Consider the following 22,605-nt stretch of genomic DNA (forward strand, 5'->3'; position numbering starts at 1 on the left):
AGGGTTATTCCATGAATGCCTATCGTTCGAAGTCGCTGAATTTTCCGTGGCCGCCGCTGCTCTATAGCCTTGCCGTCATTGCAGCGCTTTGCCTTCAACGGTGGTATCCGTTGCCCTTGCCCTTCATCTGGGCGCTCATCTCATGGGTCGTCGGCGCCCTTCTCACTGCCTTTGCGGTGACGCTGAATGTCTGGGCCGTCAAGACGCTGGTGGAAAGACGAACCACTGTCCTGACGCAACGGTGCAGCGCGCATCTCGTCACCACAGGCCCATTTCGCTTCACCCGCAACCCGACCTATCTCGGTTATACCTTGCTGACGACGGGGCTGGGCATGATGATCGGTAATTTATGGTTTGTGGCGATGGCGGCCGTGGCAGCCGCTTTGACGACATTGCTCGTTATCCGCTGCGAAGAGATGCATCTCCTCTCGCGCTTCGGCTGCGAATTCGAATTTTACTGCAAACGCACGCGTCGCTGGCTATAGGGCGCTTGGCGGTGAGCCCGCGCTCAAGTCCCGACGCCGATTTCGGCAAGGCGTCCGAGACAGGCTTCCTCGACATTGTCGAGTTCGCTCAGCGTATCATCGATATCCTTGCGCTTCTGGCGCAGTTCGTCGCGCTTTTCATCGACACGTTTCATCAGCAGCTTCAGCTGACCGATCTCGCCCGGCGGTTCCTTGTAGACCTGAATGATCTCGCGGATTTCGGCGATGGTGAAACCGATGCGGCGGCCGCGGAGGATTTCGGCAATGAGGCGCCGGTCGGCGGGCCGGAACAGGCGCGTGCGCCCCTTGCGCTCGGGATGAATAAGGCCCTCGTCCTCATAGAACCTCAAGGTTCGAGTCGAAACCCCGAATTCCCGTGTAAGCTCTGTTATGCTATAATATCCGTCGACCAAGAATCCGCCCCTATCTGCTGGCCATCATAATATTGACTTTTACGTAATAGTCAATTTTCACTGGTTTATCGCGTCTAAACCTGCCCCAAATGCAGCATAATACGTCAACTCTCAAAGCCAGGGAGGACAAAATGCCGGCTAAAATCGATAACCGCGAGGTACAGAATTAGCGGGCCTCCCCACAGACTTCGGCCCGACTCGGTATGCGGCAGTTCGAAAAGCCTCAACGTGACGATCGCGTCCTCGCGCCAGCAAACTGCGTACCGCTCGGAAGGCTCAAGCTTGTTCCACCCTCTCTTACAACTGCTTAAAATCGCTGTAAAACAATGCGATAATGGAGCAAGTTCCTAAAGACTGTGGAACTGGCGGAACGGTGGCACTGCCGCCATCTTCCCTTTATCCTGATCGTCTATCCATGTCTTTCCATCCGAGAGAGTATCGTGCCCACCCGCTCCATCATCCGTTTTCCCGATCCGCTGCTGCGGACCGCCTGCACCCCGGTGACCGTCTTCGACGATAATCTGCGGATGCTCGTCGAAGACCTGCTGGATACGATGCGCGCCGCTCCCGGCGTCGGCATCACCGGCCCGCATATCGGAGTCCTCAGCCGAGTCGTGGTGATAGAACTCAGCCGTGAGGATGGCGTGCGCACCTATATCAATCCGGAGATTCTTTGGTTCTCGGAAGAGACCATGCGACAAACGGAAGGCAGCGTTTCCATGCCGGGAGCGACCGAAGAGGTCGTCAGGCCCAAATCGATCCGCTTCCGCTATCAGGATGTCTCAGGTGAGCTGCATGAAGCGGAAGCGAATGATTTTCTCGCCATCTGCATTCAGCACGAAATCGACCAGTTGGACGGAATCTTCTGGCTTCAACGACTTTCCAAGCTCAAGCGCGATCGCCTCGTGAAGAAATGGGAAAAAACGCAGAACTGAAGGTGCAAAACGAAACGGGCGCCAAGACCGCGCCCGTTCCGCAATTGGCTGGATCCGCAATCAGCCCTTGAGCTTGGAGTTGCAGAGGCTGTAATAGCCGCCGCCCTTCTGGATCCACTTCAGGCCGCCGAGCGAATTGCTGGCCTTGGCTGCGTTATATGCGTCAACGCAGGTATGGAAGCGGCCTTTGCCTGGCGTCTCGGTGGCATATTTGGCGTCAACCTTTGCCGGGAAGGTTACGCCGGCCGGAGCAGCCGTCGTCGGCTTTGCCGGTTCGCTTGCCGGCGGCTTCGTCGCATCGGGCTCGCTGGCATCGACCTTGGCTGCTGCGGTTGTCTTCGCTGTCTTGGACGGCGTGGTAGCTGCCGGTGCGGTGGTTGCCGGTGCCGTCGTGGTGGCGCTGGCATCGGCACTGCACTGCGTCGCACGGAAGTCATTCCACTTTTGGCCGTTCAAGGTACCAGCGCTCTTGGCCGCCTGGTACTTGGCGCTGCACTCTTTCATGGTTAGCGCAGAAGCCGAAGAAGCGAGGCCCATCGAACCTACAACTGCAAGCGACGCAAAAGACATCAACAGGATGGCACGACTAGTCATTGGCATTTCCTCCGCTCTATGACGAATGTCGAAACTATTAATCGTATCGTCCCTATCGATTGTCAATCGACGCGCGATTTCCGGGGCGACGAGAAGCACCATATGCGGACGAACATGAACGCAAACTGTACAAAAATAGCCATCAAAAAGAGAGACTTGGCAGGACCGGCAATCGCGGATGGTCTTAGATGAGCGTACCGGCTTCATCCGGAAGTGGATAAGGCGACGATGTCGATATGGCATCATAGCGCCCGTTAACTCACGGGATAACAATGTGCTCGGGCTGCAATTGCATTGGGCGTGAAATTGCTGGCCCGCGACGGCCGATACCCGCTATAGATGGATGCAATTGCTGACGCGATACACTTATCGCGAGATCCGGGCCTTGAAGTGCGGGCATATCGCCCTAATCTTTTCCTGGCAGTTCCCCTCTCTATGCCCTGGATGCTCTCCCTTCCAGGGCATTTTTCTTGGCAGGCGTGCCATGCGGCGAGCTCCGTCAGGCAAAATGATTTAAGTAAAATGATTCGCCTTGGCTCCGGATTGAGCGTAGGTTGCGCTATCGTCGGCTACCGAACCCGTAGGCGCCGGCGGCTGAGAGTTGCTGATGCGGCACTCTCGCCTGCAGAGGTCAAGGAGTTCTCGCATGACCTCGCATGACAATCGAGACAATATACTCAGCGATCAGCAACTGCATGATCTTCTCAAGGCGCAAGATGAGATGGATCATCCGGAGAAGGCGAAGCTTGGCACGCCGGATGAGTTTGTCGTGTCTGCCGAAGAAAGTGCCCAGGAGTCTTGCTTGTGAGGGCAGCGGGCGATCGGGCAGGATGTTGATCCTGCCCCGCTTCAGCGTTGAAATCGGAATAATGTCTTGGGTCGCGAGAAGGCGCGTGGGAAAGCGATCTTACGTTTCGTTGACCGTCTGCCCGAAGACCTGCTCGAAGGCATCGCGAAGGCGGATATCGACATCGGTCATCATGACCGGCAGGCCGAGATCGACGAGGCTGGTGACGCCGTGAGCGGAAATCCCGCAGGGAATGATGCCGGTGAAATGGCCGAGATCGGGATCGACGTTCAGCGAAAGGCCGTGAAACGTCACCCATTTGCGCACGCGGATGCCGAGAGCCGCGATCTTGTCTTCCGCCATGGTGCCGTCAGGTAGCACTGGCTTTTCCGGCCGCCGGACCCATACTCCGACCCGATCTTCGCGCCGCTCGCCGCGCACATTCATCGAATCGAGCGTACGAATGATGACCTCTTCAAGCGCACCGACGAAGGCGCGGATATCCTGCCGCCGACACTTCAGGTCCAGCATGACATAGGCCACGCGCTGGCCCGGGCCATGATAGGTATATTCCCCGCCGCGTCCGGTCGCGAATACCGGAAATCGATCCGGCTCGATAAGATCGGCCGCATCGGCGCTCGTGCCCGCGGTATAGAGCGGCGGATGCTCCACCAGCCAGACAAGTTCAGCTGCCCGCCCTTCGGCAATGGCGGCGACTTCCGCCTCCATCGCGGCGACGGCCTCTTCATAAGGTACGAGACCATCGCTGATCCGCCAGCGAACGGGCGGCGTACCGTGGACAGGGAACATCTGGTGAGAAAGTTCGGTGCGAAGCATATGGCAGTCCTTTGCGTGCCGCCGGCCGCCCGTGTGGAAATCCACCGCTGCCTGCGAGTTGTCCACATATGGCGCCAATCGAGCGGAAATTCAAACATCTAAGGCGTTTCCATCGCATCGGGACGAGCGCGATCGGAGGAGCTGTGAAGGAATTTAAAAAAACTGACATATCGCTCTTGTGCCCCCCGAATGCTTTTGCTACATGCAGCCGCGCCGGAGCAATCCGGCCTACCACGATGCGGTCGTGGCGGAATTGGTAGACGCGCAGCGTTGAGGTCGCTGTGGGGCAACCCGTGGAAGTTCGAGTCTTCTCGACCGCACCAAAAGAACCCGGCTTCGGCTGGGTTTTTTGTTTTCAATCCCTATCGGTTATAGATTCGATGTGAACTACAGCGAACTGTCACGGTTCAATGCGCAACATCCTTGCTGAGATTGCGCAGCCGGATCTGGTGATCGAGTCGCTCGAGCTGGCGAGAGGTCGCCTCGATCAGCTTGCCCATTTCCTGATAGGCAGTTCGCAGTCGCGAAAGCTCGTTTCGGATAGCCTCCAGTGCCCGTTGGTCGCTATCCTCTCCGGGACCATCGCCCGCCCCGGTCATCAACCAGGCCGGAGAAACATCGAAAAGAGCCGACATCTTCGCCAGAGCGGAGGGATTTGGTTCGGCGCGATCGGATTCCCAGGCAAGCATCGTCTCTTCGCTGACACCAAGCTGGCTTGCCAATGTTTGGAGGCTGATGCCGGCGGCATCGCGGGCCATGGACAGGCGGCCACCCAGAGTGTCGTCGCCCTCATCCGAAAAAACGGTCGTCTCTTGTTCGGGTTTGAACATCGGTGCGATCCTTTTCTTGGGCGCGCCGGTGAATTTTTGTGCGGCGCATTGATGTTTTAGCCGTTTCCAAAGGCAGAGATAGGTCTAAGGGCGTCATTCCACCATTGCGATCTGTCCCAAATGGAAAAGTGTGACGTTTTGCGATGACTGTTTTCGCTTATTGCCACCAGCGTCCGATCGCGCCTTGATTGCATGTCCCTCCTGTGTTTGATGATCATGCATGACCGTCGCTCTCGCCGCTCCCTCACAACAAAATCCACTCCGAGGCATGACGATCATGGCAAGCGCCATGATCCTGCTGCCGACGATGGATGCGATCGCCAAATACATGGCGAGCTTCGAAGGCATGTCGCCAGGCCAGGTGACTTTCTATCGCTTCTTCTTTCAGGTCGTCTGCATACTGCCGCTGCTGATGACGACAACCGGGCGATCGGCATTCTCGGCAAGGCGACCCTGGATGAATCTGCTGCGTGGCGCGCTGCATGGTGCTGCCAGCCTGCTCTTCTTCGCAGCGGTCAAATACATGCCGCTCGCCGATGTCTTCGCGATCTATTTCGTCGAACCGTTCATGCTGACGGCCCTTTCAGCGCTGTTTCTGGGCGATAGGGTCGGCTGGAGGCGGTGGCTGGCGATCGTCATCGGCTTCGTCGGCGCGATGATCGTCATTCAGCCGAGCTTCGAGATCTTTGGATTAAAGGCATTGCTGCCTGTGGCCTGCGCCTTCCTCTTTGCGCTCTATCTGTTCATGAACCGCGCTGTCGGCGAGGCGGATTCGCCGTTGACGATGCAGGTCATGGCCGGCGTCGGCGGCACGCTGTTCATGTCGGCCACCTTGCTTGCGGGAGCATCCGCCGGCGTCGCAGATTTCGAGCCCTCCCTGCCCGCTTCCACGCTCGGGCTCGTCCTTTTGCTGATTCTGGGCTCGATATCAGGCTACGCGCATATGCTGGTCGTCAGAGCCTTCCGGCTGGCACCGCTCTCGCTGCTTGCCCCTTTTCAATATTTCGAGATCATTTCCGCCACTGTTCTCGGTTACGCGATCTTCGGCGACTTTCCAAATCTTTCCAAATGGATCGGTATATCGATCATTGTCGGCTCCGGCCTGTTCATCATCTGGCGGGAGCGCGTTCAGTCGCGATCGGAAAAAACCGCGTGAGCGCCGATATCTTCGCATGGACCGACGGTGCAATTTATGGCTAAAACACTGACTGAATAGAGTATTTGGGCGGAGATTGCATGTTCAAGAAGATCCTGATCGCCAATCGCGGCGAGATCGCCTGCCGCGTGATCAAGACTGCGCGCCGGATGGGTATCCTGACGGTCGCCGTCTACTCCGATGCGGATCGGGACGCATTGCATGTCGAAATGGCCGACGAGGCTGTCCACATCGGTCCGGCGCCTGCAGCAGAAAGCTATCTCGTCGCCGAGAAGATCATCGCCGCGTGCAAGGAAACCGGCGCCGAAGCCGTTCATCCGGGTTACGGCTTCCTCTCCGAGCGCGCTTCCTTCTGCGCGGCGCTGGAGAAGGAAGGCATCGTTTTCATCGGCCCGAAGCCGAAGGCGATCGAAGCCATGGGCGACAAGATCAAATCGAAGAAATTCGCCAATGCCGCCAAGGTCTCCACCGTTCCGGGCCATCTCGGCATCATCGATGACGCCGATCATGCCGAAAGGATCGCTGGCGAGATCGGCTATCCGGTCATGATCAAGGCATCCGCCGGCGGCGGCGGCAAGGGCATGCGCATCGCCTGGAGCAAGGACGAGGTGCGCGACGGTTTCGAGCGCGCCCGTTCGGAGGCGAAAAGCTCCTTCGGCGACGACCGCGTCTTCATCGAGAAATTCGTGGTCGATCCCAGGCACATTGAGATCCAGGTGTTGGCCGATGCTCACGGAAATGTCGTCTACCTTGGCGAGCGCGAATGCTCCATCCAGCGCCGGAACCAGAAGGTCGTGGAAGAGGCGCCCTCGCCGTTCCTGGACGAAGCAACGCGCAAGGCCATGGGCGAACAGTCTGTGGCGCTGGCCAAGGCTGTCGATTACCAAAGCGCCGGCACGGTCGAGTTCATCGTCGATCGCGACAGGAACTTCTATTTCCTCGAAATGAATACCCGCCTGCAGGTCGAGCATCCGGTGACAGAGCTGGTGACCGGCGTCGATCTCGTCGAGCAGATGATCCGCGTCGCCGCCGGCGAAAAACTGCCGTTCAAGCAATCGGATATCAAGCTTCACGGCTGGGCGATCGAAAGCCGCTTGTATGCGGAGGATCCCTATCGCAACTTCCTGCCCTCGATCGGCCGACTGACACGCTATCGTCCGCCGCGCGAGGGTAAGACGGAGACATCGGTCGTGCGCAACGATACCGGCGTCTTCGAAGGCGCCGAAATCTCCATGTATTACGATCCGATGATCGCCAAGCTCTGCACCTGGGCTCCAACGAGGCTGGAGGCGATCGAAGCGATGGGGGAAGCCCTGGATGGCTTTGTCGTCGATGGCATCGAGCACAATATGCCGTTCCTCTCCGCATTGATGAAACACCCGCGCTGGCGCGAAGGCCGCCTCTCCACGGGCTTCATTGCCGAGGAATATCCCGACGGCTTCGCGCCGGTGACGCCGGATGAGGAGCAAACCGCTTTGCTGTCGGCAACCGCCCTTTCCTGCAGCCTGATCGAATCCAATCGCCGTGAACGCCATGGCGACCGGCTGCGTCCAGCCGCCGCGCCGCTGCGGGAGAGCTGGGTCGTCAAGCTCGGTGCCGATTATCTGCCCGTGGCATTGCTTGAAGGCGTGGTGACCATTCCCTTCGAGATGGACATGCAGATCGGCGCCCAAACCGTAACTGTCGCAACCGACTGGCGTCCCGGCGATTCCGTATGGGCCGGCACCGTCGGCGGCCGCAAGCTGACAGCCCAGATCCGCACCGTGCTCAATGGTCTGCGCATCGATTGGCAGGGTATCTCTGTCCGGACCAGGGTGTTCACGCCGCGTCAGGCCGAACTCGACAAACTTATGCCCGTCAAATTGCCGCCGGATACCTCAAAGCTGCTGCTCTGCCCCATGCCCGGCCTGGTCGTCGCGATTGCCGTCGCCGAGGGACAGGAGGTCAAAGCGGGCGAAACGCTGGCCATCGTGGAAGCGATGAAGATGGAAAATGTGCTGCGCGCCGAACGCGATCTGGTCATCGGCAAGATCAACGCCAAGCCGGGCGAAAGCCTCGCCGTTGACGCGGTGATCATGGAATTCGCCTGATCGAGAAGCTTCGCCATCGCGGCCATATGAAAAAGCTTGCATGGCGATTGCTCGGCCAAAACATGATAATTGCGACGCTAAGTGTCTGATTTTGGCTTGAGCCGCCCCGTGCGCCCATGCCAATGTCGCGCGGACCAAATCATAGCAGGAAGGGATGAGATCATGGACGTAAGAGCAGCGGTCGCGGTTGCGGCAGGCAAGCCGCTTGAGGTGATGACGGTTCAGCTGGAGGGGCCGAGAGCCGGCGAAGTGCTGATCGAGGTCAAGGCGACCGGCATCTGCCACACCGATGATTTCACGCTCTCGGGCGCCGATCCGGAAGGGCTGTTCCCGGCGATCCTCGGCCATGAAGGTGCCGGCATCGTCGTCGATGTCGGTCCGGGGGTAACCTCGGTGAAGAAAGGCGATCACGTCATTCCGCTCTATACGCCCGAATGCCGCGAATGCCCGTCGTGTCTCAGCCGCAAGACCAACCTGTGCACCGCGATCCGTGCGACTCAGGGCCAGGGCCTCATGCCCGACGGCACCTCGCGCTTCTCGATCGGCAAGGACAAGATCCACCACTATATGGGCTGCTCCACCTTCGCCAATTACACCGTGCTGCCGGAGATCGCCGTCGCCAAGGTCAATTCCGACGCCCCCTTCGACAAGATCTGCTATATCGGCTGCGGTGTCACCACAGGCATCGGTGCCGTCGTCAACACCGCCAAGGTGGAGATGGGGGCAACCGCCATCGTCTTCGGTCTCGGCGGCATCGGGCTCAACGTCATCCAGGGCTTGCGGCTTGCCGGCGCCGGCATGATCATCGGCGTCGATCTCAACAATGACAAGAAGGCCTGGGGCGAGCGCTTCGGCATGACGCATTTCGTCAATCCGAAGGAGGTCGGCGACGACATCGTGCCTTATCTCGTCAATATGACGAAGCGCGGGGCCGACCAGATCGGCGGCGCCGACTATACCTTCGACTGCACCGGCAACACCAAGGTGATGCGTCAGGCGCTGGAAGCAAGCCATCGCGGCTGGGGCAAGTCCGTGGTCATCGGCGTTGCCGGCGCCGGCCAGGAGATCTCCACGCGTCCGTTCCAGCTGGTGACGGGCCGCTCGTGGATGGGCACGGCCTTCGGCGGGGCACGCGGCCGCACCGATGTGCCGAAGATCGTCGACTGGTACATGGAAGGCAAGATCGAGATCGATCCGATGATCACCCACACCATGCCGCTCGAAGACATCAACAAGGGTTTCGAGCTCATGCATTCGGGTGAAAGCATCCGCAGCGTCGTGCTCTACTGAGGCACAAAGCCACTCGACTGGGCGTATGCGGCGCATGAGAAAAGCGCCGCATAGAGTTGAAAAGATTTGATATCATGATTTATGTCGACGCCGACGCGTGCCCGGTCAAGCCGGAGATCCTGAAGGTTGCCGAACGCCACGGCATGGAGGTGACCTTTGTCGCCAATTCGGGATTGCGGCCATCGCGGGACCCGATGGTGCACAACGTCATCGTCTCCAATGCCTTCGATGCCGCCGACAACTGGATCGCGGAGCGTGCCGGTGCCGGCGATATCGTCGTCACGGCGGATGTACCGCTTGCTGGTCGCTGCGTCGCGACCGGAGCGCTCGTGACGGGACCGACCGGTCGCATCTTCGACAAGACCAATATCGGCATGGCAACGGCGATGCGCGACCTTGGCGCGCATCTTCGCGAAACCGGTGAGAGCAAGGGCTACAACGCCGCCTTCTCTCCGCGCGACCGCTCCGCCTTCCTCGAAACCTTCGACCGGCTCTGCCGGCGTGCTAGAGCATGATCCCAAAAAGTGCGCAGCGGTTTTTGGACAAGATCATGCAAAATCAAAAACATTTGAGCGCGATGGCGATTCGAAGAAAAGCCATCACGCTCTAAAACTCACCAGACGCCTGGAGGCCAGCCGTGAATATCATTTCCCAGAACACCGCTTTCGGCGGCATGCAAGGCGTTTTTTCGCATGAGTCCGAAGCCTGCAAATGCGAGATGACCTTCGCCGTTTTCGTGCCGCCACAGGCAATCAAGGAGCCTCGCCCGGTTCTCTGGTATCTCTCCGGCCTCACCTGCACCCATGCCAATGTCATGGAAAAGGGAGAATATCGCCGCATGGCCGCCGAGCTCGGCCTCATCATCGTCTGCCCGGACACCAGCCCGCGCGGCAATGACGTGCCTGATGAACTGACCAATTGGCAGATGGGCAAAGGTGCGGGCTTCTATCTCGATGCGACCGAGATGCCCTGGGCCGAAAACTATCAGATGTACACCTACATCACCGAAGAACTGCCCGCCCTCATCGCCAAGCAATTCCGGGCCGACATGAGCCGCCAGGGCATCTTCGGCCATTCCATGGGTGGCCACGGCGCCATGACGATCGCCCTGAAGAACCCGGAGCGCTTCAAGAGCTGCTCGGCTTTCGCTCCGATCGTCCAGCCGTCGACGGCCGATTGGTCCGCACCTGCGCTGGAGAAATATTTGGGGAGCGACAAGGCCGGATGGCGCCGCTATGACGCCTGCGCCCTCGTCGAAGACGGCGCTCGCTTCCCCGAATTTCTGATCGATCAGGGCAAGGCCGACAGCTTCCTCGAAAATGGCCTGCGCCCCTGGCTGTTCGAGGAGGCAATCAAGAAAACCGGCATCGGCCTGACGCTGCGCATGCATGAGCGCTACGATCATTCCTATTACTTCATCTCGACCTTTATGGATGATCACCTGAAGTGGCATGCCGAACGCCTGACGAGATGATGTGGCATGGCTGCCATGCGGTTCATGCCTTGAAAAGCGCCTTCGGCAAAGGCATATACGCATTGCGCAGACGACTGCGGCGGCCGGGAAGATGACCGGCCGTAGACCCCCGCGGGGACGGCCTCGCTCTTAACAAGGAGCGTAAAATGGCTTGGTTCCTGCTTCTCCTCGCAGGCTTGTTCGAAATCGGCTGGGCGGTCGGGCTCAAATATACCGACGGATTCACCCGACCGATGCCGACGGTCCTCACCGTCGCATCCATGATCATCAGCATCGTGCTGCTTGGATTGGCGGTGAAAACCCTGCCGATGGGCACGGCTTATGCGGTCTGGACCGGTATCGGCACCGTCGGCACAGTTCTGCTCGGCATATGGCTACTCGGCGATCCCGCGACATCCGTCCGACTGCTCTGCATCGGCCTGATCGTGGCCGGCATTGCAGGCTTGAAGCTTGCTGCCTGAGATATCGTTATCGGCGCTGGCGATTGTCCAGCGCCCATTTCCCAGGGCCTGCAAATACCAGAAACAGGAAGATGAAGCAGAACAGCACCGCGCCATCGCCGTCATTGTTGGCCGGAAAGAAATTGATCTGCATATGCACCATGAAATAGGCGATCGCCATTTCACCGCTGAGGAGAAAGGCGACTGGTCGAGTGAATAGGCCGAGCAGAATGAGGATGCCGCCCACGAACTCGATGATCGCCGCAACGAAAAACAGCGTCGTGATGGCGTAAGGCGCCGGCGGAAAGCCGAAGAGCTTCTGCGTGCCATGTTCGATGAACAACAGGGCAGCCACGATTCGCAGGATTGCGAGAGCTGTAGGCTGGTAGGGCGACAAGCGCTCAGAAAGTGACATGAAGATCTCCGTTCAAAGGGGAATGCGAAGGAGATCCTGTCGAAAGTGCTCTCGCTCCGCTGACAACGGAATTAACACGCGAGAGCCATATTTATTCGCCAGGCCCGGCGATAGCCAGGCCTGGCGAATAGCGGATTACTTCTTGTTGTTATCCAGCGCCAGCAGGCCCGGGCCTGCAAAGATCAGGAACAGGAAGACGAAGCAGTAGAGGATCGCTGCATCCCCGCCGTTGTTGGCCGGAAAGAAATTCTTCGGATAATGCGCCATGAAATAGGCGACCGCCATATTGCCGCAGAGAATGAACGCGACCGGACGGGTAAAGAAGCCGACGATCGTCGCCAATCCGCCAACGATTTCGATGATGCCCTGAACCAGAAGCAGGGTCGGCAGCGGGCTTGGAAATTGGCCGCCGGTCGGAAAGCCAACGAGCTTCTGCAGACCATGTTCGATGAACAACAGGCCAGTCATGACACGCAGCACGGTAAGAGCATAGGGCTGATATTGATTCAGCCGATCGGAAAGCGCCATTTTGAACTCCAGTTTCAATTCCCTGCAGGAAGCAATAGAGCGACCTGCTCAGAACGTGAAAACACGGCTTCTGACGCCCAATCAATTTTCCGTGTGAAATCCGTGACTTGTTGTCACAATCTCACAAAGGGATGTTGTCATGTTTCTTCCAGGGATTGGTCAGGTCCTTGTTGCGCAGCATTCTAAGACCCTGTGCCAGCCGCCGCCGCGTCGAACGCGGCATGATCACCTCGTCGATATAGCCCCGTTCGGCCGCGACGAAAGGCGACAGGAAGCGATCCTCATACATCTTCGTATGCGCCGCGATCTTTTCCGGATCGGCAATATCCTTGCGGAAGATGATTTCGACGGCGCCCTTGGCGCCCATAACGGCGATCTGCGCCGTCGGCCAGGCATAATTGAGGTCGCCGCGCAGATGCTTCGAAGCCATCACGTCATAGGCACCGCCGAAGGCCTTGCGGGTAATGACGGTCAGCTTCGGCACGGTCGCTTCTGCATAGGCGAAGAGCAGCTTGGCGCCATGCTTGATCAGCCCGCCATATTCCTGTGCCGTTCCCGGCAGGAAGCCGGGCACATCGACAAAGGTAACGATCGGAATATTGAAGCAGTCGCAGAAGCGTACGAAACGCGCTGCTTTTCGCGATGCGTCGCTGTCGAGAACGCCGGCAAGCACCATCGGCTGATTGGCGACGAAGCCGACCGTGGCACCCTCGATGCGGCCGAAACCGCAGACGATGTTCTTGGCGAAGCTTTCCTGTATCTCGAAGAAATCGGCCTCGTCCGCCACCTTCAGGATCAGTTCCTTGATGTCGTAGGGCTTGTTGGCATTGGCCGGGATCAGCGTGTCGAGCGAGTTGTCCGGCTCCGTCACGGACTGATAGCACTCGATCTCGGGCACACCAGCCGTATTCGATTGCGGCAGGAAATCGATGAGCCGGCGCACTTGCAGCAGCGTATCGACATCATTGTCGTAGGCCGCATCTGCGATCGAGGATTTCGTCGTGTGCACCGAGGCGCCACCAAGCTGCTCGGAGGTAACGGTCTCGTTGGTGACGGTCTTCACCACATCCGGCCCGGTGACGAACATGTAGGAGGTGTCGCGAACCATGAAGATGAAATCCGTCATGGCGGGGGAATAAACGTCGCCGCCGGCGCATGGCCCCATGATGACGGAGATCTGCGGAATGACGCCGGAGGCCAGCACATTGCGCTGGAACACCTCGGCGTAGCCGCCGAGCGCGGCAACACCCTCCTGGATGCGGGCGCCGCCGGCATCGTAGATGCCGATGATCGGCGCCCGGTTCTTCAGCGCCATATCCTGCACCTTGGTGATCTTTTCCGCATGCGCTTCCGAAAGAGATCCACCGAAGACCGTGAAATCTTTGGCAAAAATGAAAACGGTACGCCCGTTGACGGTGCCCCATCCCGTCACGACGCCGTCGCCGGCGATCTTGCTCTTGTCCATGCCGAAATCGGTCGAGCGATGTTCGACGAACATGTCGAATTCCTCGAAGGAGCCCTCATCGAGAAAAATATCGATGCGCTCGCGCGCCGTCAGCTTGCCGCGCGCGTGCTGGGCGTCGATGCGCACCTGCCCGCCTCCGAGCCTCGCAACCTCGCGACGACGTTCCAGTTCCTGCAGGATTTCCTTCATGCGGCTCTCTCTCCTTCACCGCTTGGGATTAGCACGGCGCAAACACCGTTTGAAGCTGCCGGGTCAATCCGCCAGCCGCGGCGTGGTCAGGGAAAAGATGGAACGGACGCGCGCCGCGATATCTTCCGCCATCAGCTCATCCGCCGTGGCGGGATCGGGGGCTGTGGTTTTAGTCTCGAAAGATGCCATGGCGACCACTGCGCCGCCATCTAGCGCCGCCGCGTCGATGTTGACCTTGACGCTGTTGCGGTCGCGGTTGAAGCCGCGCGCCCTGCGGACATCGGTCAGCCGCACGGTGATTGCGACCTGTGGCAAGGGTTGACTGTAGGTCGTTGCAGCGATCGCCGCATTCACACGATCATTGACGGCGGTGACCAGCGCCGGCGATACCGGCGGCAGAGCCTGATCGGCGACGACGCTCGCACTGCGCACGGCATAGGTTGGAGGTGGAGGGTCGACGGACCAGCTAGAGCAGGCTGCCAGTACCAAACATCCTACGAGCGCCGAAACGGCACCCGACCTCAACCACGACATGATATCCGTCCAGACCTACGAACTTTTAAGATACGAAGATCGATATAAAGGACTGGAAATCAACAATGTTCAACTGCGAAGCGCTGAAAAAACATCGGTCGCGGCCTGAAATTCCTCAAAACGTTGTGCACGACGGAGCTCGGCCTCCTCGTCGCTGCCCCAATGCTCGATCGTCCAGTCCTCATCCAGATGGGCAAGCGACCAGACGTCGGTAAGCGGCAGGAAACCTTCGGCAAAGGCCAGCGCCAGGATCGCAGAACCGGTAAGCGTCGTAATCGTGTGGAGGCTGGCAAGTTCCATCGGTGTGTCGTACTTACGCAAGGCAGCCGAGAAGGCAGCGATGGCTTCACCGGGCTGTTCCTGGTGCATGACGCCTTCAGCCAGGATGAAGCGGGCGCCGAGGTCGCGCGCTGCCCATTCGACTACCGGGTTCCAGCGCTCCGACTGCCGCTCGACGAGGCGCTCCGGAGCGTCGGCGCGGTAGCAGAGCAGATCGCTGCCGGAGAAGCGGACGATTTCGTCGAATACCGCCCGGCTCTCCGTCGCAACGCCATCAATGGCGGTATTGACGAGGCGCGTCACAGGCATGGTCGCGGGATCGATGACATCAACCTGATGCGCCCATTCGACGGCCACCAGTCTGGCAAGCGCTTCCGTCGGCAGAGCCAGGGAATGCCGCGCCGGCGTCTTCACCACCTTGCCGTCGAGGGCAATGGCGTGGCCGCCCTCGTCCGCGCTGATCGTCACGTCCTTGTAGAAGCGTTTTGGCAAGGGCTTCTTCATCTGGATCTGCGCGCGGCGGATCGGATCGGGATGGCTGAGACCTTCGGAAAGATCGTTCAACAGGTCGCGCATGGCGTCACCTCAGAGAATATGGCTCAACAGATCGTTCGGATGGTGGGCGATGGCATCGGCGCCGGCCGCCAGCAACTCCTCGACGGAAGCATAGCCCCAGGCCACGCCGATGGCGGTCGCGCCCGCCGCCTTCGCCATCTGCATGTCGTAGATGGCGTCGCCGATCACGATCGTATCATGCGGATCCATGCCAGTTTCGTCGCAGCATTCCGTCACCATCGCCGGATGCGGCTTCGACGGGCAATCGTCCGCAGTGCGGGAGACGATAAAATAGGGCGTGAAATCGTTGACCTCAAGGATATGGGTCAAGCCGCGGCGGGATTTACCCGTCACCGCGCCGATCAGCAGTTCATCGCGGGCCGCAAGCGTCTCGATCAGTGGCTTGATGCCGTCGAAGAGCGGCGTCTGCATGTCCGCCTCATCCCGTACATCGGGAAAGATCGACTTGTAATGCGTCGTCATGGCAATCGCTTCGTCGTCGACATGCGGCTTGCCCTGCAGACGGGCAATGGCAATATCCAGCGTCAGGCCGATGATCGATTTGGTCGCCGAAACATCGGGGCGCTTATAGCCAAAGGCGACAAAGGTTCGCGCCATGACTTCGTGGATCAGCCGCGCGCTGTCGACCAGAGTGCCGTCGCAATCGAAAAGGACCAGCCTCATTCGTCGTCCGGCTCCTCTGCCGATTCCATATCGAAGCCGAGAAGGTTCCAGGTCTGCACCATGTGCGGTGGCAAAGGCGCGGTGACGCGCAGGCGTCCGCCGCTCGGATGCGGGATATCGATATGGCGCGCATGCAGATGCAGGCGCTTCTGCACACCACCGGGAAAATCCCAGTTCGGATCGTCATCGAAATATTTGGGGTCGCCGATGATCGGATGCCCCATATGCAGCGCATGGACACGCAACTGGTGAGTACGGCCCGTATAGGGCTCCATTTCCAGCCAGGCGAGGCTCTGCGCCGCGGTCTCGATCACGCGATAGTAGGAGATGGCGTGATCGGCGCCCTCCTCTCCATGCTTGGCGATGCGCATGCGGTCGCCATCCGGCGTCGCTTCCTTCACCAGCCAGGTGGAAATCTTGTCCTCGTGCTTGCGCGGCACACCCTTGACCAGCGACCAATAGGTCTTCTTGGTATCGCGCTCGCGGAAGGCTGCCGTAAGCTTCTGCGCGGCACCGCGGGTGCGGGCAACGACGAGTACGCCCGATGTGTCGCGGTCGAGACGGTGCACCAGGCGTGGCTTCTCGCCCTTCTTGCTCGTCCATGCCTCGAGCATCTTGTCGATATGACGGGTCAGACCGGAGCCGCCCTGCACCGCAAGGCCGGCCGGCTTGTTCAGCACATAGACCTTGTCGTCTTCATGCAGCAGCATGCGCGCAAGAAGCTCGGCATCACCGGAGTGTTTGAGGTCATTGCCAGCGATCGGACCGTTCTTCAGTCCCTTTGCATCAACATCGAGCGGCGGCACGCGCACCATCTGCCCCGGCTGCACGCGGGCATCCGTCTTGACTCGGCCACCATCGACGCGCACCTGTCCGGAACGCATCAGCTTCTGCAATTGTCCGAAGCCGAGCCCCGGAAAATGCACCTTGAACCAGCGGTCGAGGCGCATGCCGGCCTCGTCAGGCTCGACCTTAATATGCTCAATCCCGGCCATTCTTCTTCTTTCAAGTACCTCGGCATGTCCCGGAAAAGCGGCAAGGCGCATTGGGCGGGTCATGCAAATTCAAACAACGGGACGCTCAGCCCCGCGGCCGGAGATTTCCTAGCCTTTTGACGTGGCTTTAGAGCATTTCGAGGAAAAGTGGAAACCCGGAATTATACGGCAGGATAATTTTCTGGCTCAATTTCCCTTGGCCGAGACGACGGGCAGATTGATGTCGACCATGCCCGCCTTGTCGAACATCAGCATCACGGGCACCGTGCCGCCTTGCTTGAAGGGCGCCTTCACCTGCTTGAACATCATGTGCATCGTATTGGGTGCAAGCGTCACCGTCGCGCCGGCGGGAATGGCGATGCCGCCTTTTATCTCGCGCATCTTCATGATCTCGCCTTCCATCTTCATCTCATGCAACTCCACCTTGCCGGCGGATGATGAGGTCACGGAGGTGAGCTTGTCGTCGGTCTTGCCGGTATTGTGAATTGTAATATAGCCACCGCCGACCGGTTGGCCGGGAAGCATGGCGCGAACATAGCCGCCGCTGATGTCGAGGTCGCCCAGCTTGGCGGTTGCGGAGGCGGAAGGGGCCGCACCCGCATCCATGTGCATTCCGGGCATGGATTTCATCGCACCGCTGTCCTGCGCCATCGCACCGCTAAGGGATAGCGAAAACGCCCCTATCGAAATCAGCAATGCGGCGGCGTGGTTGCGGTTCATTGTCATCTCCTGCCCGGTTCCTCAATCGACCGGAAGGGATAGCCTCTCCGATGGCAGTTGCAAAGGCCCGTAATCACTAGGGAACGCAGGATTGATCCGCGCGACAAAAATTTGTTCAGCGGCGACATTTGCCCCTTGCCATCTTGGGCCGGGACCGGATAATGGCTCTCAACCCTGTTGGGAGAATCCGGTGCAAGCCGGTGCCGAAGGAGCAACCGCCCCGGAAACTCTCAGGCCAAAGGACCAGCAAGGGGCAGACGGAACTCTGGAGAGAAGCGCGCAAGCGTTCGCCGAAGGGATAACAATCTCAGGCAAACAGACAGAGGGGGCTCAACGCAAGGCGCAGTCGCGCCGAAAGTGTGAGCTCTGCGCTTCGAGATAAGCGCAAAACCCGGAGGCGTCATTTGGACGAGACCGCTGCCCTCAAAACAACACCCCTTCACGCCCTCCATTTGTCGCTTGGTGCCCGCATGGTGCCGTTCGCGGGCTACGATATGCCGGTGCAATATGCGCCGGGCGTGCTGAAGGAACATCTTTGGACTCGATCTTCCGCCGGCCTGTTCGACGTGTCGCATATGGGTCAGGTGACAATCCGCGCCCACTCCGGCAAATATGAGGATGCAGCGCTTGCGCTGGAAAGCCTGGTGCCGGTCGATATTCTCGGCCTCGCCGAAAATCGCCAGCGCTATGGCTTCTTCACCGACGACAAGGGCGGCATCCTCGACGATCTGATGATCACCCATATGGACGACTATCTTTTCGTCGTCGTCAACGCTGCCTGTAAAGAGCAAGATTTCAAGCATCTTCAAGATCATATCGGCGATAGCTGCGAAGTTACATTACTCGATCGCGCCCTCATCGCCCTGCAGGGACCACGCGCCGTCGACGTGCTTGCCGAGCTTTGGGCCGACATCGCCTATATGAAGTTCATGGATGTGCGCCATTGTCGCCTCCACGACGTCTCCTGCCTCGTATCGCGCTCCGGCTATAGCGGCGAAGACGGTTTCGAAATCTCCGTTCCCGCCGATAAGGCCGAGGATATCGCCAAGCGGCTGCTGGAGCATCCGGACGTCCAGCCGATCGGCCTTGGCGCCCGTGATTCACTGCGCCTTGAGGCTGGTCTCTGCCTCTACGGCAACGACATCGACCAGACGACGACGCCGATCGAAGGCGCGCTGGAATGGGCGGTCCAGAAGGCTCGCAAGACCGGCGGCGCCCGCACCGGCGGCTTTCCTGGCGCAACCCGCATCCTCGGCGAACTCGATCACGGCACATCGCGCCGCCGCGTCGGCCTGAAACCGGAGGGCAAGGCGCCGGTGCGCGGCCACGCCAAACTCTATGCCGATGCCGAAGGCAAGAGCGAGATCGGCGAAGTCACCTCGGGCGGTTTCGGTCCGAGCGTCGAAGCTCCGGTTGCCATGGGTTACCTACCGACCGAATTCACCGCTCCCGGCACCACCGTCTACGCTGAAGTCCGCGGCAAATATCTGCCCGTCGTCGTCAGCACCCTGCCTTTCATCAAACCAACCTATAAACGTTGAACGTCTTTTCCAGAGAGGATTATCCATGCTGAAATTCACCGAAGAACATGAGTGGCTGAAGGTCGAAGGCGATGTCGCAATCGTGGGCATTACGGCCCATGCCGCTGAACAGCTAGGCGATCTCGTTTTCGTTGAATTGCCCGAGGTCGGCGCCAGTTTCTCGAAGGGAGCCGACGCGGCAACCGTCGAATCCGTTAAGGCGGCTTCCGAAGTCTATTGTCCGCTCGACGGAGAGATCACCGAAATCAACGAAGCCATTACTGCCGATCCGGCCCTCGTCAACTCCGATCCGATGGGTGCCGGCTGGTTCTTCAAGCTGAAGCTGAAGAACGTCGGTGATCTCGATGGTCTTCTTGATGAATCCGGTTACAAGGAGCTGATCGGATAATGACGACGCCGACTGAGTTCACCTTCACAGATTACCAGCCATACGATTTCGCCAATCGCCGTCATATCGGCCCATCTCCGTCGGAGATGGCCGATATGCTCAAGGTGATCGGCTATAAGAGCCTTGACGGCCTGATCGACGCGACGCTACCGCCGGTAATCCGCCAGAAGGCGCCGCTCGCCTGGGGCGCTCCGATGACGGAGCGCGAGGCGCTCGACCGCCTGCGTGAGACCGCCAACAAGAACAAGGTTCTCGTTTCGCTCATCGGCCAGGGCTATTACGGCACGATCACGCCGCCGGTCATCCAGCGCAACATCCTGGAAAATCCGGCCTGGTACACGGCCTATACACCCTATCAGCCCGAGATCAGCCAGGGCCGCCTAGAGGCTCTGCTGAACTACCAGACGATGATCAGCGATCTCACCGGTCTCGATGTCGCCAATGCGTCTCTGCTCGATGAAGCGACGGCTGCGGCCGAAGGCATGGCGATGGCCGAGCGCGTCGCCAAGTCGAAGGCAAAGGCCTTCTTCGTCGATGCCGGCTGTCATCCCCAGACCATTGCGCTGATCAGGACCCGCGCCGAGCCGCTCGGCTGGACCGTCATCGTCGGCAATCCCTTCACCGATCTCGATCCGGTCGATGTCTTCGGTGCGATCTTCCAGTATCCAGGCACGCACGGTCACATCAACGATTTCAGCGGCTTGATCGCCCGCCTGCACCAGACCGGTGCAATCGCCATCATGGCGACGGATCTCCTGGCATTGACCCTGCTGAAATCCCCGGGTGAAATGGGTGCGGATATCGCTATCGGTTCCTCGCAGCGCTTCGGCGTTCCGGTTGGCTATGGCGGCCCGCATGCCGCGTTTATGGCCGTCAAGGACGACTACAAGCGCTCCATGCCGGGCCGTCTCGTCGGGGTTTCCATCGATGCACGCGGCAATCGCGCCTATCGCCTGTCGCTGCAGACCCGCGAACAGCATATCCGCCGCGAAAAGGCGACGTCCAACATCTGCACCGCCCAGGTGCTGCTCGCCGTGATGGCCTCCATGTATGCAGTCTTCCACGGTCCTCAGGGCTTGAAGGCCATCGCGCAACAGGTCCACCAGAAGGCCGTGCTGATGGCCAAGGGCCTGGAAAAGCTTGGCTATACCGTCGAGCCGGAGACCTTTTTCGATACGATCACCGTCGAGGTCGGTCACATGCAGGCTCTCGTCCTGCGCGCAGCCGTCGCCGAAGGCGTCAACCTGCGCAAGGTCGGCGAAACCAAGATCGGCATCAGCCTTGACGAGCGTACGCGCCCGGCGACGGTCGAAGCCGTCTGGCGCGCTTTCGGTGGCGATTTCCGCATCGCAGATTTCGAGCCGTCCTATCGCCTGCCGAAGACGCTGCTGCGCACCAGCGAATACCTCTCGCATCCGATCTTCCACATGAACCGTGCCGAAAGCGAGATGACGCGCTACATCCGCCGTCTTTCGGACCGCGATCTGGCGCTCGACCGCTCGATGATTCCGCTCGGCTCCTGCACCATGAAGCTGAACGCGACGGCGGAAATGCTGCCGATCACCTGGCCGGAATTCTCGGATATCCATCCGTTCGTCCCGGCCGATCAGGCACTTGGCTACCGCGAAATGATCGACGATCTGACGGACAAGCTCTGCGCGGTGACCGGTTACGACGCTTTCTCCATGCAGCCGAATTCCGGCGCGCAGGGCGAATATGCGGGCCTGCTGACCATCCGCAACTATCACATTGCCAATGGTCAGGGTCACCGCGACATCTGCCTCATTCCGACCTCCGCCCACGGCACCAACCCCGCCTCGGCACAGATGGCTGGCATGAAGGTCGTGGTCGTCAAGGTCAGCGATGACGGCGACATCGACATGGCCGATTTCCGCGCCAAGACCGAGCAATATGCCGACAACCTCTCCTGCTGCATGATCACCTATCCTTCGACGCATGGCGTCTTCGAGGAGACGGTGAAGGAGATCTGCGATCTCGTGCACAAGCATGGCGGTCAGGTCTATCTCGATGGCGCCAACATGAACGCTATGGTCGGCCTCTCACGTCCCGGCGATATCGGTTCTGATGTCAGCCACCTGAACCTGCATAAGACCTTCTGCATCCCGCACGGCGGCGGCGGTCCCGGCATGGGCCCGATCGGCGTCAAGGCCCATCTGGCGCCTCACCTGCCCGGCCATCCGGAAACGGACGGCCGCAGCGGTGCGGTCTCGGCAGCAGCCTTCGGTTCGGCCTCGATCCTGCCGATCTCCTGGAGCTATTGCCTGATGATGGGCGGCGAAGGCCTGACGCAGGCAACGAAGGTGGCGATCCTCAACGCCAACTACATCGCTGCCCGTCTCAAGGGTGCCTATGACGTGCTCTACAAGTCCAAGGACGGACGCGTGGCGCATGAATGCATCATCGACACCCGCCCGCTGGCCGCAAGCGCCGGTGTGACGGTCGACGATGTCGCCAAGCGCCTCATCGATTGCGGCTTCCATGCCCCTACCATGAGCTGGCCGGTTGCCGGCACGCTGATGATCGAGCCGACCGAATCGGAAACCAAGGCTGAGCTCGATCGCTTCTGCGAGGCGATGCTGGCAATCCGCGAGGAAGCCCGCGCCATCGAAGACGGCCGGATGGACAAGACCAACAATCCACTGAAGAACGCACCGCACACGGTGGAAGACCTGGTCGGCGAGTGGGATCGCCCCTATTCGCGCGAACAGGCCTGCTTCCCGCCCGGTGCCTTCCGCGTCGACAAATACTGGTCGCCGGTCAATCGCATCGACAATGTCTATGGCGATCGCAACCTGATCTGCACCTGCCCGCCGCTGGAGTCCTACGCCGAGGCCGCAGAATAGTATTTTTACAAAAAAGCGAAGCGGTTCAGTCGCTTCGCTGGAAACAGACATAAATCTATTGCGAAACTTGTCTATGAAAACGCCGCGTGTCCGAAAGGATGCGCGGCGTTTTTGATG

24 protein-coding genes, 1 tRNA gene and 2 riboswitches are annotated in these 22,605 nt (G+C 59.6%); of the genes, 13 read left to right on the forward strand and 12 right to left on the reverse strand.

Features of this window, described 5'->3' with window-relative positions:
* Window positions 1–11 precede the first annotated feature (11 nt).
* Window positions 12–485: an isoprenylcysteine carboxylmethyltransferase family protein gene (locus FHT84_RS03950; RefSeq protein WP_112343125.1), complete on the forward strand. Its 474-nt coding sequence runs from the start codon at window positions 12–14 to the stop codon at window positions 483–485.
* A 23-nt stretch (window positions 486–508) separates the two neighbouring features.
* Here the strand turns inward: FHT84_RS03950 and FHT84_RS03955 are convergent, their stop codons facing one another.
* The gene (locus FHT84_RS03955) at window positions 509–898 is read right to left on the reverse strand and encodes a MerR family DNA-binding transcriptional regulator (RefSeq protein WP_112343126.1); all 390 of its coding nucleotides are present in this window, start codon (window positions 896–898) and stop codon (window positions 509–511) included.
* Between the two features lie 440 nt (window positions 899–1,338).
* Between FHT84_RS03955 and FHT84_RS03960 the strand changes: the two genes are divergently transcribed.
* Entirely contained in the window at window positions 1,339–1,833 is a 495-nt protein-coding gene (locus FHT84_RS03960) for a peptide deformylase (RefSeq protein ID WP_113249969.1), read from the forward strand.
* A 60-nt stretch (window positions 1,834–1,893) separates the two neighbouring features.
* Here FHT84_RS03960 and FHT84_RS03965 read toward each other — a convergent pair whose 3' ends face one another.
* Entirely contained in the window at window positions 1,894–2,427 is a 534-nt protein-coding gene (locus tag FHT84_RS03965) for a hypothetical protein (protein ID WP_112343127.1), read from the reverse strand.
* A gap of 646 nt (window positions 2,428–3,073) precedes the next feature.
* Here FHT84_RS03965 and FHT84_RS03970 point away from each other — a divergent pair.
* Window positions 3,074–3,235 carry a hypothetical protein gene (locus FHT84_RS03970; RefSeq protein WP_162736972.1) on the forward strand — a complete coding sequence of 54 codons (162 nt, stop codon included), beginning with the start codon at window positions 3,074–3,076 and terminating at the stop codon, window positions 3,233–3,235.
* 99 nt (window positions 3,236–3,334) lie between these two features.
* Here the strand turns inward: FHT84_RS03970 and lipB are convergent, their stop codons facing one another.
* A complete protein-coding gene (lipB, locus tag FHT84_RS03975) occupies window positions 3,335–4,051 on the reverse strand; it encodes a lipoyl(octanoyl) transferase LipB (protein WP_112343180.1) in 717 nt (238 codons plus the stop codon).
* Window positions 4,052–4,289: 238 nt separating this feature from the next.
* Between lipB and FHT84_RS03980 the strand changes: the two genes are divergently transcribed.
* Window positions 4,290–4,374: transfer RNA gene (locus tag FHT84_RS03980), tRNA-Leu, on the forward strand.
* An 84-nt stretch (window positions 4,375–4,458) separates the two neighbouring features.
* On the opposite strand, the gene FHT84_RS03985 is transcribed toward FHT84_RS03980, so the two are convergent.
* Window positions 4,459–4,881, reverse strand: coding sequence for a helix-turn-helix transcriptional regulator (locus FHT84_RS03985; RefSeq protein ID WP_112343128.1), 423 nt, complete (start codon window positions 4,879–4,881; stop codon window positions 4,459–4,461).
* Between the two features lie 220 nt (window positions 4,882–5,101).
* On the opposite strand from FHT84_RS03985, the gene FHT84_RS03990 reads away from it, so the two are divergent.
* From FHT84_RS03990 to sugE, 6 genes are all read left to right on the forward strand, one after another.
* A complete protein-coding gene (locus FHT84_RS03990) occupies window positions 5,102–6,037 on the forward strand; it encodes a DMT family transporter (RefSeq protein WP_112343129.1) in 936 nt (311 codons plus the stop codon).
* 80 nt (window positions 6,038–6,117) lie between these two features.
* Window positions 6,118–8,127, forward strand: coding sequence for an acetyl/propionyl/methylcrotonyl-CoA carboxylase subunit alpha (locus tag FHT84_RS03995; RefSeq protein ID WP_112343130.1), 2,010 nt, complete (start codon window positions 6,118–6,120; stop codon window positions 8,125–8,127).
* A gap of 162 nt (window positions 8,128–8,289) precedes the next feature.
* Entirely contained in the window at window positions 8,290–9,417 is a 1,128-nt protein-coding gene (locus FHT84_RS04000; RefSeq protein WP_112343131.1) for an S-(hydroxymethyl)glutathione dehydrogenase/class III alcohol dehydrogenase, read from the forward strand.
* Window positions 9,418–9,491: 74 nt separating this feature from the next.
* Window positions 9,492–9,932 (forward strand): YaiI/YqxD family protein, encoded by a 441-nt coding sequence (locus FHT84_RS04005; protein WP_112343132.1) that lies wholly within the window; start codon window positions 9,492–9,494, stop codon window positions 9,930–9,932.
* Window positions 9,933–10,054: 122 nt separating this feature from the next.
* Window positions 10,055–10,891, forward strand: coding sequence for an S-formylglutathione hydrolase (gene fghA / locus FHT84_RS04010; protein WP_112343133.1), 837 nt, complete (start codon window positions 10,055–10,057; stop codon window positions 10,889–10,891).
* A 146-nt stretch (window positions 10,892–11,037) separates the two neighbouring features.
* Window positions 11,038–11,352 carry a quaternary ammonium compound efflux SMR transporter SugE gene (sugE, locus tag FHT84_RS04015; RefSeq protein WP_112343134.1) on the forward strand — a complete coding sequence of 105 codons (315 nt, stop codon included), beginning with the start codon at window positions 11,038–11,040 and terminating at the stop codon, window positions 11,350–11,352.
* A 7-nt stretch (window positions 11,353–11,359) separates the two neighbouring features.
* On the opposite strand, the gene FHT84_RS04020 is transcribed toward sugE, so the two are convergent.
* The 8 genes from FHT84_RS04020 to FHT84_RS04055 all read right to left on the reverse strand — a co-directional run bounded on the left by FHT84_RS04020 (window position 11,360) and on the right by FHT84_RS04055 (window position 17,695).
* Window positions 11,360–11,746, reverse strand: a complete 387-nt coding sequence (locus FHT84_RS04020) for a DoxX family protein (protein ID WP_112343135.1) — start codon at window positions 11,744–11,746, stop codon at window positions 11,360–11,362.
* A gap of 135 nt (window positions 11,747–11,881) precedes the next feature.
* On the reverse strand, window positions 11,882–12,274 hold the full coding sequence (locus tag FHT84_RS04025; protein ID WP_112343136.1) for a DoxX family protein: 393 nt from the start codon (window positions 12,272–12,274) through the stop codon (window positions 11,882–11,884).
* A gap of 121 nt (window positions 12,275–12,395) precedes the next feature.
* Window positions 12,396–13,928 (reverse strand): acyl-CoA carboxylase subunit beta, encoded by a 1,533-nt coding sequence (locus FHT84_RS04030; protein ID WP_112343137.1) that lies wholly within the window; start codon window positions 13,926–13,928, stop codon window positions 12,396–12,398.
* Between the two features lie 63 nt (window positions 13,929–13,991).
* Window positions 13,992–14,462 (reverse strand): hypothetical protein, encoded by a 471-nt coding sequence (locus FHT84_RS04035; protein WP_112343138.1) that lies wholly within the window; start codon window positions 14,460–14,462, stop codon window positions 13,992–13,994.
* Window positions 14,463–14,531: 69 nt separating this feature from the next.
* Entirely contained in the window at window positions 14,532–15,317 is a 786-nt protein-coding gene (locus FHT84_RS04040; RefSeq protein WP_112343139.1) for an ATP12 family chaperone protein, read from the reverse strand.
* A 9-nt stretch (window positions 15,318–15,326) separates the two neighbouring features.
* Entirely contained in the window at window positions 15,327–15,980 is a 654-nt protein-coding gene (locus tag FHT84_RS04045; RefSeq protein ID WP_112343140.1) for an HAD-IA family hydrolase, read from the reverse strand.
* Complete coding sequence (locus FHT84_RS04050; protein WP_113251575.1) at window positions 15,977–16,975, reverse strand: RluA family pseudouridine synthase; 999 nt, start codon at window positions 16,973–16,975, stop codon at window positions 15,977–15,979. The genes FHT84_RS04045 and FHT84_RS04050 overlap by 4 nt, the downstream gene beginning before the upstream one ends.
* A gap of 186 nt (window positions 16,976–17,161) precedes the next feature.
* Complete coding sequence (locus FHT84_RS04055) at window positions 17,162–17,695, reverse strand: copper chaperone PCu(A)C (RefSeq protein ID WP_112343142.1); 534 nt, start codon at window positions 17,693–17,695, stop codon at window positions 17,162–17,164.
* Between the two features lie 168 nt (window positions 17,696–17,863).
* Window positions 17,864–17,947, forward strand: a riboswitch (glycine riboswitch).
* Between the two features lie 3 nt (window positions 17,948–17,950).
* A riboswitch (glycine riboswitch) is annotated at window positions 17,951–18,028 on the forward strand.
* Between the two features lie 71 nt (window positions 18,029–18,099).
* On the opposite strand from FHT84_RS04055, the gene gcvT reads away from it, so the two are divergent.
* The 3 genes from gcvT to gcvP are packed head-to-tail and all read left to right on the forward strand — an operon-like array spanning window position 18,100 to window position 22,488.
* Window positions 18,100–19,236 carry a glycine cleavage system aminomethyltransferase GcvT gene (gene gcvT / locus FHT84_RS04060; protein ID WP_112343143.1) on the forward strand — a complete coding sequence of 379 codons (1,137 nt, stop codon included), beginning with the start codon at window positions 18,100–18,102 and terminating at the stop codon, window positions 19,234–19,236.
* Between the two features lie 25 nt (window positions 19,237–19,261).
* Window positions 19,262–19,624: a glycine cleavage system protein GcvH gene (gcvH, locus tag FHT84_RS04065; protein ID WP_112334775.1), complete on the forward strand. Its 363-nt coding sequence runs from the start codon at window positions 19,262–19,264 to the stop codon at window positions 19,622–19,624.
* Complete coding sequence (gene gcvP, locus FHT84_RS04070; protein WP_113251574.1) at window positions 19,624–22,488, forward strand: aminomethyl-transferring glycine dehydrogenase; 2,865 nt, start codon at window positions 19,624–19,626, stop codon at window positions 22,486–22,488. Before gcvH ends, gcvP begins: the two co-directional genes overlap by 1 nt.
* Window positions 22,489–22,605 lie beyond the last annotated feature (117 nt).

The organism is Rhizobium sp. BK289 (assembly GCF_014193575.1).
Classification (GTDB): Bacteria; Pseudomonadota; Alphaproteobacteria; order Rhizobiales; family Rhizobiaceae; genus Rhizobium; species Rhizobium tropici_C.

Bases quoted from the DNA above. Each gene is read 5' to 3' on its own strand.
- FHT84_RS03970 (WP_162736972.1), top strand. From the start codon at position 3,074: ATGACCTCGCATGACAATCGAGACAATATACTCAGCGATCAGCAACTG.
- FHT84_RS03985 (WP_112343128.1), bottom strand. From the start codon at position 4,881: ATGTTCAAACCCGAACAAGAGACGACCGTTTTTTCGGATGAGGGCGAC.
- FHT84_RS04030 (WP_112343137.1), bottom strand. From the start codon at position 13,928: ATGAAGGAAATCCTGCAGGAACTGGAACGTCGTCGCGAGGTTGCGAGG.
- FHT84_RS04025 (WP_112343136.1), bottom strand. From the start codon at position 12,274: ATGGCGCTTTCCGATCGGCTGAATCAATATCAGCCCTATGCTCTTACC.
- FHT84_RS04045 (WP_112343140.1), bottom strand. From the start codon at position 15,980: ATGAGGCTGGTCCTTTTCGATTGCGACGGCACTCTGGTCGACAGCGCG.
- FHT84_RS03990 (WP_112343129.1), top strand. From the start codon at position 5,102: ATGACCGTCGCTCTCGCCGCTCCCTCACAACAAAATCCACTCCGAGGC.
- FHT84_RS04005 (WP_112343132.1), top strand. From the start codon at position 9,492: ATGATTTATGTCGACGCCGACGCGTGCCCGGTCAAGCCGGAGATCCTG.
- FHT84_RS04035 (WP_112343138.1), bottom strand. From the start codon at position 14,462: ATGTCGTGGTTGAGGTCGGGTGCCGTTTCGGCGCTCGTAGGATGTTTG.
- FHT84_RS03950 (WP_112343125.1), top strand. From the start codon at position 12: ATGAATGCCTATCGTTCGAAGTCGCTGAATTTTCCGTGGCCGCCGCTG.
- lipB (WP_112343180.1), bottom strand. From the start codon at position 4,051: ATGCTTCGCACCGAACTTTCTCACCAGATGTTCCCTGTCCACGGTACG.
- FHT84_RS04040 (WP_112343139.1), bottom strand. From the start codon at position 15,317: ATGCGCGACCTGTTGAACGATCTTTCCGAAGGTCTCAGCCATCCCGAT.
- FHT84_RS04055 (WP_112343142.1), bottom strand. From the start codon at position 17,695: ATGAACCGCAACCACGCCGCCGCATTGCTGATTTCGATAGGGGCGTTT.
- gcvP (WP_113251574.1), top strand. From the start codon at position 19,624: ATGACGACGCCGACTGAGTTCACCTTCACAGATTACCAGCCATACGAT.
- FHT84_RS03965 (WP_112343127.1), bottom strand. From the start codon at position 2,427: ATGACTAGTCGTGCCATCCTGTTGATGTCTTTTGCGTCGCTTGCAGTT.
- FHT84_RS04050 (WP_113251575.1), bottom strand. From the start codon at position 16,975: ATGGCCGGGATTGAGCATATTAAGGTCGAGCCTGACGAGGCCGGCATG.
- gcvH (WP_112334775.1), top strand. From the start codon at position 19,262: ATGCTGAAATTCACCGAAGAACATGAGTGGCTGAAGGTCGAAGGCGAT.
- FHT84_RS04020 (WP_112343135.1), bottom strand. From the start codon at position 11,746: ATGTCACTTTCTGAGCGCTTGTCGCCCTACCAGCCTACAGCTCTCGCA.
- sugE (WP_112343134.1), top strand. From the start codon at position 11,038: ATGGCTTGGTTCCTGCTTCTCCTCGCAGGCTTGTTCGAAATCGGCTGG.
- FHT84_RS03995 (WP_112343130.1), top strand. From the start codon at position 6,118: ATGTTCAAGAAGATCCTGATCGCCAATCGCGGCGAGATCGCCTGCCGC.
- FHT84_RS04000 (WP_112343131.1), top strand. From the start codon at position 8,290: ATGGACGTAAGAGCAGCGGTCGCGGTTGCGGCAGGCAAGCCGCTTGAG.